A 17,838-nucleotide genomic window follows, 5' to 3' on the forward strand; every position below is an offset into this window, starting at 1 on the left:
GAGCGTGCGATGTCCGCCTACCGTCCCGTTCCGATCGAGGGAGACCATGCACAGCACCCGTACCCGCCTCCGCCACGGAGCCCTGGCAGCCGGCGCGGCGGTCCTCGCGCTGCTCGCCGCCGGATGCTCGAAGGCGTCCACGGGCGCCCGGGCCGGTGGCTGTCGCGCCGATGCCCACTGGCCGGAACGAGAACAGACCGCATGGCTGCGCACCGCGGTGACCTTCCGCGAGACGGCCGACGGGGACAACGCGTCGTACGAAAAGGCGTCGGCCGTCATTCGGGCACAGCCGACGGGTGATGTCCGGCCGCTGTGCCAACCACTGGCCGTGCAGGTCGAGTTCTGGGCCCTCACCGCCCCCGCGGCGGGATCGGAGACGTCGTTCGCACGCCGCCACCGGCGGGACTCTCTGGCGGCGGAGCTTCGGCAGGTCGACGTATTCCACACCGGCGGTCGTCGACGGGATCGTGTACATGGGCAGCAACGGCTGGCACCTGTGGGCCGTGGACGCGGTCACCGGCGAGGAACGCTGGAAGCAGGAGACCGGAGCCGCGCGCCAGTCGTCGCCGGCGGTGGCGGACGGGACCGTGTACATCGGCAGCGAGGACATGTCGCTCTGGGCGGTGGACGCGGCCACCGGTGAGGAACGCTGGCGGCTGGAAACCGGCGGGGCGATCAGCTCGACGCCCGTGGTCGCAGACGGGACCGTGTACGTCGGCAGCACGGACGGCTTCCTGTATGCGATTCACACCTGATCCTGTTACTCGAACCGCACCTGGGTCGTGCCGCCGTCAAGGAATCGCGCAGCATTGACCGGGCTGTCGACCCGACGGTCTGACCGGGGACAGGCCCGGACGCGCCGGGGGCCGCGCACGACCAGCAAGCAGCTTCGTTCGCGCACCGTCGGCCGGGGAAGGGGGTTTGCGTCCTCGCCGACCACACCGGGCAGCCGTCGAGCACGAGCGTCGCAGCCGCATCGCCGAGGTGCGTGGCCACCTGCCGCCGCGTCAGCTGACAGACCGCATCAGGAATCAGTGCACCTCTCGAATTCGCCGACTTCCCTTGCACAGTCGGGCTGCCTTCCCCCTGAGCCGCCTACTGGCGGCGTAATCAACGATGATAGTGAACGTGAAGTGAACTTCGCCGACACTACTTATGGGTAGCGTTCCCGAACGATCGGTCGGCTGTAATTCTCGGAACGGACGCCGTCCCCGTGTCGAGGAGAACGAGAAATGAGCCTTACTGGTCCACCCGGGATGTCCGGCGGTCGTACTGCAGGCGATGCCGAGGCCCCTGTGAGGGAGTGCGCCGAGGTCCGGTTTCTCTCCGCGGAGGATGTGGAATCCCTCGTGACGCTCGAAGAAGGCAAATGGGATGAGGATCAGGCCGCTTCCGCGACGGAGCTCGCTGCCCGTATCCAGGCGTACCCGCAGCTCTGTGTCGGTGCCTTTACCGCCGACGGTGTGGCGCTGGCCTCGCTCTTCATGAAACCGATCACGGTCGGGGAGATGCGCGCGTCAGCCACCTGGTCCGACTGTGCCGAGGTGCGGACCGCAGACCAGGCAGGTGCACGGTCACTGTTCGGTATAAGTCTGAGCAGCATCGACGCGACTGCCGTGATGGCCATATTTGAGTTCTTCTGGCCTTACGCGCTGAAGAGCGGATGGCGTGACATCTATCTCGGCTCGCCCATGCCGGGCCTTCGGGGCTGGAAGATGTCAAATCCGGAAGGGGCGCCGGCTTCGTATATGCACGAGAAGCGTCATGGGATGCCGCGCGACCCGCAACTGCGCTACTACTACAACAAAGGTTTCAAGGAAATCCTGGAATGCAAGCCCGGGTACTTTCCCCACCCAGCCTCACTCGACCACGGCGCGTTGCTCCGCGGACGTATCCCATTGGCCGTCGCCGCCCCGCTGTGGCGCCTCGTCCCCCTGCCCTGGCTCCAATTGATGCGTAAAACCCTTTTCCGGCTCGTATAGCGGCTGGGGACAACAGTTCAGGTCAGAAGACAGGAAAAGTGAACGTGAACGAGGCTGACTGCCGTACCGGGACGACCGCGGATGCCGTGGTCATCGGGGCGGGGATGGCGGGACTGCTGGCCGCGGCCGTCCTGAGCGGATCCGGCCGTACCGTCACCGTCCTGGAACGTGACACCGTCACCCCGGTCCCCGCACCGCGCGACGGTGTCCCTCAGGGCCGCCAGCCGCACGTGCTCCTGCAGCGGGGACTGCGCGAGATCGAGGAGCTGCTTCCGGGGCTGCGTCAGCAGTTGATCGCCGCAGGCGGGGTGCCACTGGACACGGGCAACCTCGCCTGGCTCGGCGAACGCGGATGGGCCCCCTTCGGCACCCCTGCCTTCGAGCTGGTCTCGGCCACCCGCCCGCTGGTCGAGCATCTGGTGCGGGAAAGGGTGACCGCACTTCCCGGGGTCGCACTGCTGGGCGGCGCCCGCGTCCGCGGTCTGAACCGCCCCGCGAGCGGCACGGGATGGCTCGTCGAGCGCCATGATGCCCCGGCCGTCAGGACGGACCTCGTCGTGGACGCGTCCGGGCGTGGATCCCGGATGCCTCAGTGGCTGGCACGACAAGGGCTCGGTGAGGTGCCTGCCACCTCGGTCGACGCCGGATTCGGCTACGCGGGACGCGCCTACGCCGCACCACCTGGCCATCTCGGCCGTGTCGCGGGCGTTGTCCTGTTGCCCACGGCGGGCTGCCCGGCCGGGGGAGTGGCCCTACCCGTGGAGGGCGGACGCTGGTTGGTCGCCGCCGTGGGCGCCGCGGAGCACCGCCCGCCACGGGATCCCGAAGGCTTCGACGCCTTCCTGGCCCGTCTCCGGGACCCGGCCCTCGCCGATTTCACGGCAAGCGCCCGCCCACTGGGCGACATCGCCGTACACCGCCGCACCGGGAACCTGCGCCGGCATTACGACCGCATGGCATCGTGGCCCGACGGTCTCCTGGTCACGGGCGACAGCCTCTGCGCCTTCAACCCGGTGTACGGTCAGGGCATTTCCGTGGCGGCGACCCAGGCGCTGCTCCTGCGACGGGCGTTGGCCACCGCCAGGCCGGGGTGGGAGCACCGGCTTGTGCGACGACTCGCCCGCGCCGCCGACCTCCCCTGGGCCATCGCGACAGGAGAGGACCTGCGCCATACCGGCGGTGAACGCCGCTCGGGAGTGGACGCGCTGTTCGGCCGCTGGTCGGGCGAGGTCGACCGGCTCGCCGCGCACGGGGACGTCAGGGCCCAGCGCACCCTCGACAGCATCTACCATCTCGTCGGCTCACCGGCCCGGCTGTTCGACCCCGCACTGGTCGTCTCCGCTGTCAAAGCGCGCCTCATGGGTCTGCCTGCCCCCTCGCCTCGTCCGCCCCTCACCTCCTCGCTCGGCAGAGCAGGGGCTCTTCAGGAGAAGTCCGGATGAACGTCGCCGTGACCGGACTCGGTGCCACCACACCCCTGGGCGGGGATGTGCCCAGCACATGGTCCGCCCTGCTGGCAGGAGAGTCGGGGATCTCCCCTATCGGAGAGGACTGGGCGAAGACGCTCCCGGTGCGGATCGCGGCCCGGCTGCGGGTCGAGCCGACCGAGGTCCTGGACCGGGTGCAGGCCCGCCGACTGGACCGCTGTGAGCAGGTCGCCCTGATCGCCGCCCGTGAGGCCTGGGCCGACGCCGGGCGCCCCCAGGTGGACCCGGAGCGACTGGCCGTGGTGATCGGCACCGGCACGGGCGGAGTACTCACACTGCTCGGCCAGGACGACGTCCTGGAGCGCTCCGGCGCCCGCCGGGTGTCCCAGCGCGCAGTGACGATGCTGATGGCGAACGGGCCGGCAGCCGTGGTCAGCCTGGAACTCGGTGCCCGGGGCGGCGCCCACACGCCCGTCAGCGCCTGCGCCTCCGGCGCGGAGGCCATCGCCCTGGGCCTGGACCTGATCCGGCTCGGTCGCGCCGACGTGGTGATGGCGGGCGGCGCCGAGGCCTGCATCCATCCCCTGGTTCTCGCCGGCTTCGCTCAAGCCACGGCACACTCCACCCGCAACGACGATCCCGCGGGGGCCTCCCGGCCGTTCGACGCCACCAGGGACGGGTTCGTGATCGGAGAGGGGGCGGCCGTGGTCGTGCTGGAGCGCGCCGATTTCGCGGCCGCCCGTACCGCCGCGCCGTACGCCTTCCTGGCCGGCGCGGGTGTCACCTCCGACGCGCACCACCTGACGTCCGGACACGCCGACGGCCAGGTCCGCGCCATCCGCCGGGCACTCACCGACGCCGGCCTCGGCGCCGACGACATCGACGTCGTCCACGCCCACGCCACCTCCACGCCGCACGGTGACCTCACGGAGGCCGAGGCGATCGGCGACGCCATCGGCCTGCACGCCGTCGTCACCGCCACGAAGTCCATGACCGGCCACCTCTTCGGCGCCGCCGGTTCCCTCAACGCCCTGGCGGCGATCCTGGCTCTGCGAGACCAGGTTGTTCCACCGACGATCAACCTGCGGGAGCAGGATCCGCAGATCAAGCTGGACGTCGTCACCGGCGGCCCCCGCGCGGGCCGGGTCGGCGCGGCGCTCGCCAACTCCTTCGGCTTCGGAGGTCACAACGCCTGCCTCGTCTTCCTGGCCGGCGCCGGTGGGGGGCAGCGATGATGTCATCACCTACTCCTTCGTTGTCGGCCCGGAACGCGGGCCGCCCCGTGCCGTGGGTGGACCGTGGGGCTGCGGCGCACTGGCCGGCGATCCGGATCTGGCGTTTCGACACACTCGCGGAGATCGTCCCCGAGCTGCGCGTGACGCTCGTGGTGGGAGACCGGGAGCGCGGACAGACCCGGTTCAGAACCACGTCCCTGCCCGCATACCTCCGCGGGCTGGGCACGGACGAGGACAGTCTGCACGGGTCGTATTTGAAGGAGTTCGACCTCCTGCGGGCCGCTCCCGCGCTCCGGGACGATCTGTGTCCGCACGAGTTGTTCCCCCGCCGTTCCGTGACCTCCAGCAGCGCCTGGATCGGGCCGACCGGCGCGCGCACCGGCCTGCACCACGACCTGATGGACAACGTCGCCGTTCAGTTGGTGGGACGCAAACGGTTCCGGCTGCTGCCGCCGGGAAGCGTCCAGCGCGTCGGCGGCCGGTCACCGCGTTACGACAAGTGGGCGCGGCTGTCCCGGCTGACCGCCGACGAGGTGACGGAACAGGCCGCACATCGGGCCGCGGGCGGACCGGACGTACTCACGGTCGATCTCGACCCGGGCGATGTGCTGCACGTGCCGGCGGGGTGGTGGCACGAGGTGGTGAACCTCAGTCCGGGGGTGCTGCTGAGTGGCTTCCACGGTTTCCAGCCCGCGGTCGGCCTGCTGTGGATGAGAGAATCCGTCCGCCACGCCGCACACCGTCTGGGTGTCGTCGGCCGCGGGGGCTGCACCTGTCACCCCGAGCCCGTGTCGTAGGTGTCCGGCCAGACCGCTCGAGGCTGCCATGGCGTGGTGCGAGGTCCCGATGCGCATGCGGGGGCGTGTTCGGCGAAGGTGTTGGCGGGTGATCCTGCCAGTGGTCACGGGTCCGCACTGACACGTTCGTGCCGGTGGCTGCTTGGTGCTGAGCAACACCGCTGCTGACCTGGGGAGAAGCGATCGCGGCAGCGGGGTAGTTCCCTCCAGTTCCCTGGATTTGCAGCGAGCGTTGGCCAGACGCGGCACCCAGGGGTGGCACGGGGCTGAGCCGCGGCCCCGCCGAGGCCAAGCCCGAGAAGGAGCGCTGCCTCGGCGTAGCGGAATCGTACGGAATCGTACTCACAGGCCCACTCGCCGTGGGCGGTGCCAACGCAGCCCCTGCACAGCGTAAAACCGATCGGTTTCCAATTCGTCCATATCGAGTTAACCTCGCAGTATGACCACCGTAGCGAAGCCAAGTACCAGAGAGCGGCTGCTGGAGGCGGCGGCCACGCTCACCTACCGAGACGGTGTCGGCATCGGCATCGAAGCCCTGTGCAAGGCAGCCGGAGTGTCGAAGCGCTCCATGTACCAGCTGTTCGAGAGCAAGGACGAACTGCTGGCCGCCAGCCTGGAGGAACGCGCTTCCGCCTTCGTGGCCGGGCTCCTGCCCCCGGCGGACGACGGCCGTTCACCCCGCGAGCGGATCCTGTACGTCTTCGAGCAGTTGGAGTCGCAGTCGGGTGCGCCCGAGTTCCGAGGCTGCCGGTACCTGTCTGTCCAGGTTGAGCTCAAGGATCAGAGCCACCCCGCGAGCCGGGTGGCCCACCGGATCAAGGCGAACCTGACGGGTTTCCTCCGTGCCGAGGCCGAGAAAGGCGGCGCAAGTGATCCCGACCTGCTGGCCCGGCAGCTGATCCTGGTCTTCGACGGCGCCAGCGCCCGCGCGGGGATCGGTGCCGACAAACTGCCGGGGCTCATCGCGCCCACAGTGACAGCCCTGCTCGATACGGCAGGCATCCGCTGACGCATGGCGTTTCCGGAACGCTCCCTTGCTGTCCGGGGCTCAGGGAAAGCCCCATGACCGCAAGGGCGTTGCCGGGCATGCCGCAGGCGAAGCAGCTTGCGGTCTCCTCGCTGTCGGCGCCGAGCGACACCGGCGCCGAGCGACAAGTGCACGACCGCCCAGATCCTCGTCCAGCCGGCCCGGACGAGTTGGCCGATCAGGTCATCGCGCTGCGCCTCGGCGGCCGTTACGATCGCGTATCCCCGCATCTGTAGCAGGAGCCTTTCGGGGCTGGTTGTAGGCGCGAGCGCCGGAGGCCCGGCCTGGTCAGAATCCGCTGGTCGGCGCCAAGGCCACCGAGCCGACTGCCGCACGGCCTTTGTGCCCTGCAGGGATCGAGCCGGAGAGCGATACCGGGATGTGCCGACCGCCCCGGTTCATCGATCAGGAGATCGGCGCCCGCCTGGGGAAGTGGGCGCCGGCGCCCATGGCTTGCACCAGTCCGAAGGGCAAGCGGCTGCGGGTCTTCGCCCCCGCGGGCGAGGCAAGGGCACCATTCCCACGCCTCCACCTACAGTCAGCGCGGTGCCATGCGGATGGCGCCGTCGAGGCGGATGACCTCGCCGTTGAGCATGGGGTTCTCGACGATGTGTCGCACCAGGGCGGCGAACTCGGCCGGGGCGCCGAGACGCGCGGGGTGAGGGACCTGCCGCCCGAGGGAGTCACGGGCCTCCTGGGGCAGTCCTGCCATGAGCGGGGTGTCGAAGAGGCCGGGTGCGATGGAGACCACGCGGATGAGGTGCTGGGCAAGTTCCCGGGCTGCGGGGAGGGTGAGGGCGGCCACCCCGCCCTTGGACGCGGCGTAGGCGGCCTGGCCGATCTGGCCGTCGTAGGCGGCGACCGAAGAGGTGGCGACGAGGACACCGCGCTCGCCCTCCACGGGCTCGGACTCGGCGATGCGTTGGGCGGCGAGCCGGAATACGTTGAAGGTGCCGACGAGGTTGACTGCGACCACCCGGGCGAAGGTGTCCAGGTCCAGTGGTCCGCTGCGGGAGAGCATGCGGCCCGGCGTCGCGACGCCCGCGCAGCTGACCGTGACGCGCAGTGGGCCCGGTTCGCTCGCCGCGTCCACCGCGGCCTGCACGGCGTCGGGGTCGGTGACGTCGCAGGGCACGAAGCGGACGCGGGGGCCGACGTCCGCGAGCTCCTTGGTCACGGTGGCACCTGGTGAGGACGGCAGGTCGGCGATGACCACATGGGCGCCGGCGTGCAGCAGTGCGGTGGCGGTGGCGCGGCCGAGACCGCTGGCGCCGCCGGTGACGAGGGCGGCCGATCCGGTGGGTTTCATGCCTGGGGCTCCTTGGGCGCGGTGCGCAGGACGTGGTGGGAGGGTTCGGTGCGGGCGCGGACCAGGTGGCGGCTGATGACGAGGCGCTGGATCTGGTTGGTGCCTTCGAAGATCTGCATGACCTTGGCCTCGCGCATGTAGCGCTCGACGGGGAAGTCGCGGGTGTAGCCCGCGCCGCCGAAGACCTGGACGGCGTCGGTGGTGACCCGCATCGCCGCCTCGGTGGCGACTAGTTTGGCGATGCTGGCCTGGCGGCCGTACGGCAGTCCGGCGTCCTTGCGCCGGGCCGCCGCCAGCACGGTGGCCAGGGCGGAGTCCACGGATGCCTCCATGTCGGCCAGCAGAAACGCGACTCCCTGGTGACCGGCGATCGGCTGTCCGAAGGTCTCGCGCTGTTTCGCGTACGCGAGCGCGTCGTTGAGGGCGCCCTGGGCCAGGCCGACGGCGACGGCCGCGATGCCGAGCCGGCCCGCGTCCAGCCCGGCGAGAGCGATCGGCAGGCCCTGCCCCTCGTCGCCGAGACGCCGGCCCTCGGGGATGCGGACGTCGTCGAACCGCACGGTCGCCGTGGCCGATCCGGTCAGCCCCATCTTGCGTTCGGGCGGGTCGGCCGACAGCCCGGACGACTCGGCGGGAACGAGGAAACAGGAGACACCGCGGGTGCGGTGATCGGTGGTGCGGGCCATCACCTGGTAGAAGTCCGCGTGACCGCCGTGGGTCGTCCACGCCTTCTCGCCCCGCACGACGTAGGCGTCGCCGTCCCGCAGGGCACGGGTGCGCATCGCGGCCGGGTCGGAGCCGGCGTGCGACTCCGACAGGCAGTAGGTGCCGAGCAGTTCGCCGCCGAGCATGCCGGGCAGCCAGTTCCCGCGCTGCTCGTCGGTGCCGTACTCGGCGAGGGCGAAGCAGGACAGCGTGTGTACGCTCAGCCCGACTCCCACGCTCGCCCAGCGGGCCGAGATCCGACCTGGAGGTATACCTCGTAGGGCTGGCCGCCGCCTCCGTACTCCTCGGGGTAGGGGAGGCTGAGCAGCCCTGCCCGGCCGAGGGTCCGGAAGACGTCACGCGGGAAGCGTTCGGCGGCCTCGTCGGCGGCGGCCCGGGGCGCGAGGGCACCGTCGGCGATCTCCCGCGTCAGGTCGAGTAGCTCGGCCGCCTCCTCGCTGGGCAGCAGGCGGGACACATGCGCGGTCATGAGTTCGTCTCTCGGGTCGGGCCGGGCGGCGTCTGGCCGGTGGTCTGCGCGCGCTGTCGGCGCAGCAGGAAGCGCTGGATCTTCCCGCTGGGCGTCCTGGGCAGCTGGTCGGTGAAGTGCACCGCACGCGGGTAGGCGTGGGCGGCGAACTTCCGCTTGACGAGTTGCTGGAGTTCCGTCACCAGATCCGCGTCCGGCGTTGTCCCGGGGCGCGGCACGACGTACGCCTCCAGCACCTCTCCGCGCAGGGTGTCGGGCACCCCGATGACGGCCGCCTCCAGCACGGACTCGTGCTGTACGAGCACGCTCTCGACGTCGAAGGGGCCGATGCGGTATCCGGCCATGATGATCACGTCGTCGTCGCGGGAGGAGAAGAAGAAGCAGCCGTTCTCGTCCCTGAGCCCGGCGTCGCCCGTGAGGTACCAGCGGCCGTCGGCGGTGAAACGCTCGGCGGTCCTCTCCGGCGCGTCCACGTAGCCGGTGAACCACAGCAGCGGACTGTCGGGCACGCTGAGGGCCACTCGGCCGAGCGTGCCGGGTGGGGCGGGTTCGTCCCGCTCGTCGTACAGCACGTCGGCGGACCAGCCGGGCAGCGGCCGGCCCATCGAGCCGGGCGGTACCCGCGTGCGGACGGCGTCGGCCCAGCCGGCGGCGATGACCATGCCGTGCTCGGTCTGCCCGTAGTGGTCGAGTACGGCCACGCCGAGGGCCTGCTCGGACCAGGCGACGACCTCCGGGGTGAGCGGTTCCCCGGCGGAGGAGGCCCGCCGCAGCCGTAGCCCGTCGGGGACCGGGTCGGAAGCGGCGCGCAGGCTGCGGTAGACCGTCGGCGCGGCCGCGAAGTTGGTGACACCGAAAGCCTTCATGGCCTGCCAGGTCAGGGCGGGGCTGAAGCCGGCGTGCAGCAGCAGGCTGCGGCGTCCGGCCGCCAACGGGCCGAGGATCGCGTAGTAGAGGCCGTACGCCCATCCGGGGTCGGCGGCGTTCCAGAACACGTCGTCCTCGCGCACGTCGAGGCCGAACTCCAGGTACGCCTGGAACGACGCCAGCGCCCGGACGGGAACCGGGACGCCCTTGGGGGTGCCGGTGGTGCCCGAGGTGAACAACAGGACCAGCGGAGCATCCGCGCCCGTCGCGACCGGGCGGCCCCGCGGCTCGTCACCGGAGTACCGGGAGAGCAGTTCACCGAAGGACAGCTCCGCGCCCTCGGGGGCACTCCCGGCGACCATGGTCAGCCAGGGCTGGTCGGTGGGCATGTCCTCACCGGGCGCGAGCTTGCCCCGTTGGTCCGCGTCGACCACGACGGCCTTCGCTCCGCTCGCACCGAGCCGCAGGGCCACGGCGGACGGCGCGAAGGCGGTGAACAGCGGCACGTGAACGGCCCCGCGGCGCCAGATGCCCAGCAGGGCCACGACCAGATCGGCGGACTTGCCCATCAGGGTGGCGACCGCGTCGCCGGGCCCGACGCCCAGGTCGGCGAGTGCGGCGGCGAAACGGGCCGAGTCGCGGCGCAGGTCCCCGTAGGTGAGGTCGGTGGCCGACAGGTCCGCCTCGACCACCGTGAAGGCCACCGCGTCCGCGGGATGCCGGTCGCACAGCAGCTCCGCGGCACAGGCGTCCGGAGCACCGAAGAGGCCGAGCAACTCCCGCACCCGGTCTTCCGGCGGTCCGCCGGCGGTCGCGGTCACCACCGAAGTCGATCGTTCGTTCATGGTCACGTCATCCCTTCGCCGATTCCGCCGCTGCTCTGTGGCGGGGGTGTTACGGCGGTTTATGCTCCGCATCACGACGACGGCGCACTACCCCCGGAAAGGGGTACGGGTATGCACTCCCATCCCAACGCCCTTCTGCGGCCCGATGACGGCGACGCGCTCCGGCAGGTGCTCCGCCAGGTCCACGACCGCTCCGGCATTCCTGTCCTGTTCGGCGGACAGGTGGAGAACACACGGCTGAGCCTTTCGCAGTTCATCGGTGTGCGGACGGCGGGTCTGCGCGGGCTCAGGGTGCGCGCCGAGGCCGGTCTGGGCGGCAGGGTCCTCACCACGGGGCGGTCGGCCGGGGTGACCGACTACAGATCGGCCCGCTCGATCACGCACGACTACGACCGCCCCGTGCTGACGGAGGGGATCCGCTCCGTCGTCGCCGTCCCCGTCGTGGTGGCCGGTGCGGTGCGCATGGTGCTCTACGGCGCCAGTCGCGGCCCGGCCCCGCTCGGCGACCGGGCGACCGACGTGGTCGCCGACGCCTCCCGGCGACTGGCCGCCGAACTGGTCATCCGTGACGAGGTCGACCACCGTCTGCGACTGCTGGACGCCGCGCAGGTCAGCGCCGCCGACGAGCAACGGGGCGTGGCACCGGAAGAAATTCGCCAGGTTCACGCCGAGTTGCGGCGCATCGCCCAGCAGGTGCCCGACGATGACCTGCGCAGCCGGCTGCTCGACGCGGCTGGGCGGTTGGCCCGGCCGTCCGCCGCCCACGCTGCGCCGGACACGCCACTGGCGCCCCGGGAACTCGATGTTCTGGCGCAGGTGGCCCTGGGCTGCAGCAATGCCGAAGCCGGTCGCCGGCTGGCGCTGCTGCCCGAAACGGTCAAGTCGTATCTGCGCAGCGCGATGCGCAAGTTGGGAGCCGGCACCCGCTTCGAGGCGGTGGTCGCCGCACGTCGACAGGGTCTGCTTCCCTAGTCTTCCCGTGGGCAGGGTTGGGGCCTCGATCCGCCGCGGCCGTTGGTTGCTTGTCCACCCTTGCGGCGTCGACATGTCCAGCTCTGCCCTGAGCCTCCAGGCGTCTCGAAAAGGCGATGCGTCAGCGCAAGCCTGCGGCATCGAGCAGGATGGCCACCGTGGGAGCGATGAGCCCCGTCAGTCTGTCGGCGCCGATCCCCGCACGCGTGCCGGCGCCGTCGAAAACCACCATCAGCTGCCGGGCCAGTAGTTCAGGATCGCTCGCCCCACCCTGTTCGGCCTCGGCTCGGAAGAAGGCCGTCAGGTTCCCCTTGACCCGGTGAGCCACTCGGCTGGCGGGGTGGCTCTGATCGTTCACCTCGATCTGCACAGCCAGGTACGCACAGCCCTTGAACTCGGGCGCTCCCGCCTGCGATTCCAGCTGCTCGAAGACGTGCAGGATCCGCTCGCGGGCGGAACGCCGGTCGCCCGCTTCAGGCAGGAGACGGACAGCGTAGTAAGCGGCTCGTCGCTCAAGGCTCGCCGCCAGCAGATCATCTTTGCTCTTGAACAGCTGGTACATGGACCGCTTGGACACCCCAGCCGCCTTGCACAAGGCCTCGACACCCACACCGAGGCCGTCGCGGTAGGTGAGCGTGGACGCCGCCTGCAGCAGCCGCTCTCGCGGCGTCGGCTTCGCCTGTGTGGTCATGAGGCGAGGGTAGCCGGGATTTCCGAGAATGAAAACCGATCGGTTTACTCGTTGCGTCACGACGACACTCCGTCCGGCCTTCGCCGAGACCCCGCCGGTGCTACGAAGGTTCCGCACTCCCACGTGCACTGCCCACCGGTGGGCCCGTCTGGCCCTGCGGCGGCCGAACGTGACCGCACATCTACCCGAGTCCGGCCGATGGGGGCGCATGGGGATCAGTTCCTGCTTCGACTTGCGTGACGAAACCGATCGGTTTACGGTTGTCGGAAACCGATCGGTTTCCCATCTCCTTCCATTTTGGAGTACGTCATGACTGCACTCAAGGGCGCGAACGTCTTCGTCACCGGCGGCAGCCGGGGCATCGGCAAGGCGCTGGTGGAAGAGCTCTATGCGCGTGGGGCCGGCAAGGTGTACGCCACGGCCCGCGACCCGCGCAGCGTGACGCACCCCGACGCCGTCCCGGTGGCGCTGGAGGTCACCGACCCGGCCTCCGTGGCAGCGGCCGCCGCACGGGCGCAAGACGTCACCGTGCTGATCAACAACGCCGGCGCGTCGGTCGGCGCGTCCTTCCTCGACTCCCCGGTCGACGACGTACGCCGCGAGTTCGAGACCAACTTCTACGGCCCACTGCTGCTCGCCCGGGCCTTCGTGCCGGTCATCGAGCGCAACGGCGGCGGTCACCTCCTCAACGTGCACTCCGTGCTCTCCTGGCTGGCGCTCGGCGGCTCCTACAGCGCCTCCAAGGCGGCCCTGTGGTCGCAGACCAACTCCCTGCGCCTGGAGCTCCAGCCGCGCGGCATCGCTGTCACCGGACTGCATGTGGGATACGTGGACACCGACCTGGCGGCCGGCGTCGACGCACCCAAGTCGAACCCCCGCGACGTCGCCGCACTCGCCCTCGACGGCATCGAGACGGGCGCGTACGAGGTGCTCGCCGACGATGTCTCACGGGACGTCAAGGTGGGCCTGGCCGGGGACCTGGCCGACCTGTACACCCAGCTGGCCAAGTAGGCCGCGGACCACAGAGAGGGCCCTGGCCGCGTGCCATCCCTGCCTGCCTGCCTGCCCGACCGTATCCGCATCACCCGTGCGCAGTTCACGCAGAAGGAGACGGCGATTTGCCCGACCAGGCGTCACGTCCCACGCTTCACATTCCGGGGACGACCAGCCACATCATTGCCCCACGCGCAGGACGCCGCAGCCGCGAGGGGGCCCTGCGCTACCTCAAGGCGGGCACCGGCGCCCCTGTGGTCCTGCTCCACACTCTGCGGACGCAGGCCGAGCACTTCCGCCACCTCATTCCGATGGTCTCGCACCAGTACACCGTGTACGCCCTCGACCTGCCCGGGATGGGTTACTCCGAGATCGTGCCCGGCGCGTCGTATGAGGAGCCGGCGCTGCGTGCGGGAGTCGAGCGACTCCTGACCGAACTCGACCTCTACGACGTGACATTGGTGGGGGAGTCGTTGGGCGGGGTGCTCGCCCTGACCACCGCGGCCGATCTGCCGGAGCGGGTACGGCGCGTCATCGCGGTGAACCCGTACGACTACCGCGACGGAATCGCCCGCTCCAGTCTCCTCGCTCGCGTGGTGACCGGTGGGATCATCGCTCCTGGGGTGGGCCCGCTGATCGCTCAGCAGGAACCCAAGCCCGTCCTGCGCAGAATCCTGCAGGGCGGCGTGGGTGACGAGACTGCTTTTCGGGAGGACTACCTGGACGAGCTCCTCCAGTCAGGCAGGCGTCCCGGCTTCCCGGTCGTCGCCCGCGCTCTGTACCGGAACATGCCCAGCCTCATCGCGGCCCGCGCGCGCTATGCCGAGGTCAAGGCACCCGTCCACCTGGTCTACGGGGAGAACGACTGGTCCCGGCCCTCGGACCGGGAAGCCAACAAGAAGCTGCTGCCCGCCGCCGACTTCACACAGGTACCGGGAGCGGACCACTTCATCGCACTGGAGAGGCCGGAGACAGTGGCCGGCCTGCTGAACGCGATGGCATGACCGCGACGGCCTGTATGGAGCGCGCGGTCGACGGGACCCCTCCGATCATTGACCCGGACCACGGCGTGGTGCCCTACAGGGCCACCGGATGCGGCTCGGCCTGATCGTCCTCGCCGCCCCTCCCACTCGGCTTGACGATCCCCAACTTCCTCATCCTTGAACTGGCCCTGGCCTCAGGTCTCATGACCCGCACCCACGCAGCGTCAGCCCGCTGGTGCCGTTGGTCGCCAAGTTGCTGTGGAGATCAGCCCCGAACGCGCCGGCCCAGCGCGCGCTGAGCGCGTCCATACTCAACCTCGGAGTCAGTGTCCCGGTCTCACAGTGTCGGCCGTTGGCCGGGGATGGTGCGGTGTCGATGCCGGGCCGGCGGCGTGTGTACACAGCGCCGCCATGGTCGCCCCGGCCGGAGTGACGGCGGGCGAGTTCGCCGCCAAGGCCACACGTGGCTGAACGTCATGACCGGCGCCTTCCAGGGCTTCGCCGCGGTCATCGACGGCGGGGACTACACCGTCGAAGGGCAAAAGAGCCTCCACTGCTCCGACCTCGGACCCTCCTGGCCGCGAGTTCCGGCCGGGGCATCAGCACCGAGGTGGTCACCATGGTCCAGCGGCTTGTGCAACGCCAGATCAACACGGGCCATGGGGGCGAAGGCTTCACGCGCATCATCGAGAGCATCAAGCAGCCGGGTGGAGAAGTCGCTCGCGCGGACGGGCCGGGGGCCCAGGGGGCACTGCACCCGGGTGCCCCGTGACGCCCGTCCGCGCGAGGTCTTGCGGATACTGGTTGCATCTCTTACTCGCAGACACCCTCGCCGGCCGGAGGTGAACGGTGTGACGGCCGATCCCCGGAGATCGGCCGTCACACCGCCGGGCACGTACAGCGAAGCGCCCGTCACCAGCCAGTACCGAAGGTGTCGCAGCCTCGCGACTTCTCGATGGGCTCGATTTCAGGCGGAGGTACCAGTGACCGCGGTGCCGGACCTGGTCAGTGTGTACGTCAGTCGCGTCCCGCTCCAGAAGTAGAAGGTGAGGGTCACGGCGGCGCCGTCGGTGACATCGTCGAAGAACGCGGTCGGCAAGGTGATCGTGCCCGCGGTGTAGTCCGGCGTGAAGGCCACGTTGAACTGCTTGTACGTCGTCCAGGACTGCGGACCGGCGGGGCTGCCGTCGGCATAGACGGCTTCCATGGTCGCCAGCTTGTCGCCGTTGAACGCGGTGGGTATCACCAGCGAGGCGGTCGTACCCGTCGCGCTCGTCAGTACTGGCTTGTCATAGGTGATGACGTTGACGGCCCAAGGAATTCCTTCCGTGAACCGGAGGGACAGGACGGCATTCGTGCCGTACTCCTGCGGCGCGGTCAGCCGGCCGAGCGCCGTCGCTGCGATCGTCAGCGTGTTGCCGCTGACGGTGTAGTCCACGCCCCGGATCAGGGGGCGGGTGCCGACATCGATCCTCACCAGCCTGGTGCCGTTGAGGTTCAGCGTGATCGTCGCGTCCGTCGGGGTCCTGCCCTTGGGCACGAAGAGCTGATCGGTGGAGGCGGTGCCGGAGCGCCCGGTCCAGCTCGAACGTATCTGCGCATAGAGGCTCGGGTCGTTCCATTGCATGGTGCGGCGGTTGAAGCGACTGCCGTTGTCCCACAGCATCGTGGTCAAGCCCCGGTATCGCGCGTAGTGGCCGAGATACTCGAGGTACTTGAGCGTCTCTCCCTCTTCGACCGTGCCGGGGCCGGAGTCCCAGCCGAGCAGCCCGTACTCACCGACGACGGCCGGGATCCCGTTGGCCACGAAGGCCTTGTGGACCAGGTCGAACGTGTCGGTCAGGTCCTGCTGGGTGGCCGCGTTGAAGGTCGTGTAGCCGGCGAGGTTCACGCTGAAGGGCCAGAAACTGTAGTAGTGGACCGAGGCCACGAGATTCGGGTCGTCGAGCGCGGCGAAGGTGGCGACCAGGCTGTCGATCTTGGCCTGATCCGGGGTGTCCCCCAAGGTCGGCATGACAAGCAGCCGGTTGGTATTGCCTCCGCCGGTCGCGCGCACAACGGAGTGGAAGGTCGTGTTGAGCTCGTTCATCAGAACGGCGTTCTGCTCGTCGCCTGAACTGCCGGTGAAGAAGGGCTCGTTGACGCTTTCGAAAAGCAGTCGGCGCGACTCGTCCCGGAAGGTGGCCGCGATCTGCTGCCAGGTTGCCGTGTACTGGGCCAGAACCGCGTCATGCTGGGCCGGCATGTTCAGTACCCACTGCCACGCGTCACCGTGCATATTGATCAGGACGTAAAAACCATCGGCCAAGGCCCAGTCGACCACCTCCTTGATCCTGGCCAGGAACATCGGGTCGAGGGTGTAGGCCGGAGCCGGGCCCTCGTGCTGGCCCCAGGTCACCGGGATCCGGATGCTCCTGAAGCCCTGCGCCTTCAGCCTGTGGAAGAACGCCCGGGTCACCCGCGGGTTGCCCCACGCCGTCTCGTCGGCGCCGATGGCCTCGAAGGTGTTGCCCAGATTCCAGCCCGGCTGCATGGCGGCGACCACGTCCAGCGCGGACGCCGACGCGGCGGATCCAGCGGACCGGGCAGCGGCCTGGGCGGCCGATGGGGTGGACAACGCCGCGACGGCGAGGGCCGCGGAGGATGTCATGGCCTGGCGGCGAGTAAAACCGGCTGAACTCGGCATAGAGCTCTCCATTGAGTCGAAAGGCCTGCCCTCATGTCGGCGGCGTCAACCCAAAGTCGAAGCGCTTCGACACGTTGCGGGAGCGTAGCGCAGCCTGGCGACGGAGAGAATGGGCTGATCCGCATGGAAACGGCATCGAGTCCGAAAGGCCTTGCGTCGAAGCGCTTCCCCAATGGTCGTCAGACGCGGTGTCGCGCAGGCTCGTCGGGGTTCCCTGCTCATCTGACGCTGACGCCGACGGGATCGGCGGTCGCCCGGCGGAGGTGGCTCTCGTCGAACGCGGCATCCCTTTCGGCAACCGTTCCCCGAGGCCGGGTGGCACCATCATCCACTCCGATCACGGAGTGCGGTTCGGGTCCTGGGCGTTCACCCAGCGCGCGAGGGCCTCCGGGCTGCTGTCTTCGATGGGCTCCATCGGGGACTGTGTGGACAACGCGATGATGGAGGCCTTCTGGGCCCGGGTCCAGGTCGAACTACTCAACCGCGGACGGTGGCGGACCCGCCTTGCGATGTCCACCGCGCTCTTCGAGTACCTGGAAATCTTCCACAACCGACAGCGCAGGCACTCCGCGCTGGGCATGCTCTGCCCGGTGGAGCCCGTCGGCAGTGCCCGGACTGGGGGTTGGGCTGGGAGAGGGCGTGGAGCAGCTCTCAATTGTGCGCGGTCAGTTGGTCAACGGCGCGCACGAGGTGCTCGACGTCGGCGCAGCTGGGCCAGTTCGGTGGCGTACTTGGCTCGGAGCTCCTTCAGTTTGACGATGTGCTTGCGCAGGGGGATCTCGGAGTCCGGCGCCTGCCCGCGCGCCCTGACCCAGGCGTAGAAGTCGGA

At 69.7% G+C, this 17,838-nt stretch carries 17 protein-coding genes and 1 pseudogene; 12 read left to right on the forward strand and 6 right to left on the reverse strand.

What is annotated here, in order from left to right:
• The first annotated feature begins 299 nt into the window (after nucleotides 1–299).
• The 7 genes from ACIBJB_RS13245 (at nucleotide 300) to ACIBJB_RS13275 (ending at nucleotide 6,704) form a co-directional block, all read left to right on the forward strand.
• Nucleotides 300–755, forward strand: coding sequence for a PQQ-binding-like beta-propeller repeat protein (locus tag ACIBJB_RS13245; protein WP_398929724.1), 456 nt, complete (start codon nucleotides 300–302; stop codon nucleotides 753–755).
• Between the two features lie 594 nt (nucleotides 756–1,349).
• On the forward strand, nucleotides 1,350–1,982 hold the full coding sequence (locus ACIBJB_RS13250) for a hypothetical protein (protein ID WP_398929726.1): 633 nt from the start codon (nucleotides 1,350–1,352) through the stop codon (nucleotides 1,980–1,982).
• A gap of 44 nt (nucleotides 1,983–2,026) precedes the next feature.
• A complete protein-coding gene (locus tag ACIBJB_RS13255) occupies nucleotides 2,027–3,424 on the forward strand; it encodes an FAD-dependent oxidoreductase (RefSeq protein ID WP_398929728.1) in 1,398 nt (465 codons plus the stop codon).
• Nucleotides 3,421–4,644 (forward strand): beta-ketoacyl-[acyl-carrier-protein] synthase family protein, encoded by a 1,224-nt coding sequence (locus ACIBJB_RS13260; protein WP_398929730.1) that lies wholly within the window; start codon nucleotides 3,421–3,423, stop codon nucleotides 4,642–4,644. The genes ACIBJB_RS13255 and ACIBJB_RS13260 overlap by 4 nt, the downstream gene beginning before the upstream one ends.
• A complete protein-coding gene (locus tag ACIBJB_RS13265; RefSeq protein WP_398929860.1) occupies nucleotides 4,644–5,441 on the forward strand; it encodes a cupin-like domain-containing protein in 798 nt (265 codons plus the stop codon). Before ACIBJB_RS13260 ends, ACIBJB_RS13265 begins: the two co-directional genes overlap by 1 nt.
• Nucleotides 5,442–5,880: 439 nt before the next feature.
• Entirely contained in the window at nucleotides 5,881–6,450 is a 570-nt protein-coding gene (locus ACIBJB_RS13270; RefSeq protein ID WP_398929732.1) for a TetR/AcrR family transcriptional regulator, read from the forward strand.
• 53 nt (nucleotides 6,451–6,503) lie between these two features.
• Nucleotides 6,504–6,704 (forward strand): hypothetical protein, encoded by a 201-nt coding sequence (locus ACIBJB_RS13275; protein ID WP_398929734.1) that lies wholly within the window; start codon nucleotides 6,504–6,506, stop codon nucleotides 6,702–6,704.
• A gap of 302 nt (nucleotides 6,705–7,006) precedes the next feature.
• Here ACIBJB_RS13275 and ACIBJB_RS13280 read toward each other — a convergent pair whose 3' ends face one another.
• The 3 genes and pseudogenes from ACIBJB_RS13280 to ACIBJB_RS13290 form a co-directional block, all read right to left on the reverse strand.
• On the reverse strand, nucleotides 7,007–7,777 hold the full coding sequence (locus tag ACIBJB_RS13280; protein ID WP_398929736.1) for an SDR family NAD(P)-dependent oxidoreductase: 771 nt from the start codon (nucleotides 7,775–7,777) through the stop codon (nucleotides 7,007–7,009).
• Nucleotides 7,774–8,972: pseudogene (locus ACIBJB_RS13285) on the reverse strand (acyl-CoA dehydrogenase family protein). The gene ACIBJB_RS13280 and the pseudogene ACIBJB_RS13285 overlap by 4 nt, the downstream one beginning before the upstream one ends.
• Nucleotides 8,969–10,684: an AMP-binding protein gene (locus ACIBJB_RS13290; RefSeq protein WP_398929738.1), complete on the reverse strand. Its 1,716-nt coding sequence runs from the start codon at nucleotides 10,682–10,684 to the stop codon at nucleotides 8,969–8,971. The pseudogene ACIBJB_RS13285 and the gene ACIBJB_RS13290 overlap by 4 nt, the downstream one beginning before the upstream one ends.
• A gap of 111 nt (nucleotides 10,685–10,795) precedes the next feature.
• Here ACIBJB_RS13290 and ACIBJB_RS13295 point away from each other — a divergent pair, with 111 nt between their 5' ends.
• Nucleotides 10,796–11,656 (forward strand): response regulator transcription factor, encoded by an 861-nt coding sequence (locus ACIBJB_RS13295; RefSeq protein ID WP_398929740.1) that lies wholly within the window; start codon nucleotides 10,796–10,798, stop codon nucleotides 11,654–11,656.
• A 121-nt stretch (nucleotides 11,657–11,777) separates the two neighbouring features.
• Here ACIBJB_RS13295 and ACIBJB_RS13300 read toward each other — a convergent pair whose 3' ends face one another.
• Nucleotides 11,778–12,347 (reverse strand): TetR/AcrR family transcriptional regulator, encoded by a 570-nt coding sequence (locus tag ACIBJB_RS13300; protein ID WP_398929742.1) that lies wholly within the window; start codon nucleotides 12,345–12,347, stop codon nucleotides 11,778–11,780.
• Nucleotides 12,348–12,656: 309 nt separating this feature from the next.
• On the opposite strand from ACIBJB_RS13300, the gene ACIBJB_RS13305 reads away from it, so the two are divergent.
• From ACIBJB_RS13305 to ACIBJB_RS13315, 3 genes are all read left to right on the forward strand, one after another.
• A complete protein-coding gene (locus ACIBJB_RS13305) occupies nucleotides 12,657–13,358 on the forward strand; it encodes an SDR family oxidoreductase (RefSeq protein ID WP_398929744.1) in 702 nt (233 codons plus the stop codon).
• A 107-nt stretch (nucleotides 13,359–13,465) separates the two neighbouring features.
• A complete protein-coding gene (locus ACIBJB_RS13310; protein ID WP_398929747.1) occupies nucleotides 13,466–14,344 on the forward strand; it encodes an alpha/beta fold hydrolase in 879 nt (292 codons plus the stop codon).
• A 598-nt stretch (nucleotides 14,345–14,942) separates the two neighbouring features.
• A complete protein-coding gene (locus ACIBJB_RS13315; protein ID WP_398929749.1) occupies nucleotides 14,943–15,095 on the forward strand; it encodes a hypothetical protein in 153 nt (50 codons plus the stop codon).
• 195 nt (nucleotides 15,096–15,290) lie between these two features.
• Here ACIBJB_RS13315 and ACIBJB_RS13320 read toward each other — a convergent pair whose 3' ends face one another.
• The gene (locus ACIBJB_RS13320) at nucleotides 15,291–16,973 is read right to left on the reverse strand and encodes a cellulase family glycosylhydrolase (protein WP_398929751.1); all 1,683 of its coding nucleotides are present in this window, start codon (nucleotides 16,971–16,973) and stop codon (nucleotides 15,291–15,293) included.
• A gap of 373 nt (nucleotides 16,974–17,346) precedes the next feature.
• Nucleotides 17,347–17,490 carry a hypothetical protein gene (locus ACIBJB_RS13325; RefSeq protein ID WP_398929864.1) on the reverse strand — a complete coding sequence of 48 codons (144 nt, stop codon included), beginning with the start codon at nucleotides 17,488–17,490 and terminating at the stop codon, nucleotides 17,347–17,349.
• Between ACIBJB_RS13325 and ACIBJB_RS13330 the strand changes: the two genes are divergently transcribed.
• The gene (locus tag ACIBJB_RS13330) at nucleotides 17,450–17,830 is read left to right on the forward strand and encodes an IS3 family transposase (RefSeq protein ID WP_398929862.1); all 381 of its coding nucleotides are present in this window, start codon (nucleotides 17,450–17,452) and stop codon (nucleotides 17,828–17,830) included. The genes ACIBJB_RS13325 and ACIBJB_RS13330 overlap by 41 nt on opposite strands.
• Nucleotides 17,831–17,838 lie beyond the last annotated feature (8 nt).

The sequence above is a fragment of the Streptomyces sp. NPDC050759 genome (genome assembly GCF_044456945.1).
GTDB lineage: Bacteria > Actinomycetota > Actinomycetes > Streptomycetales > Streptomycetaceae > Streptomyces.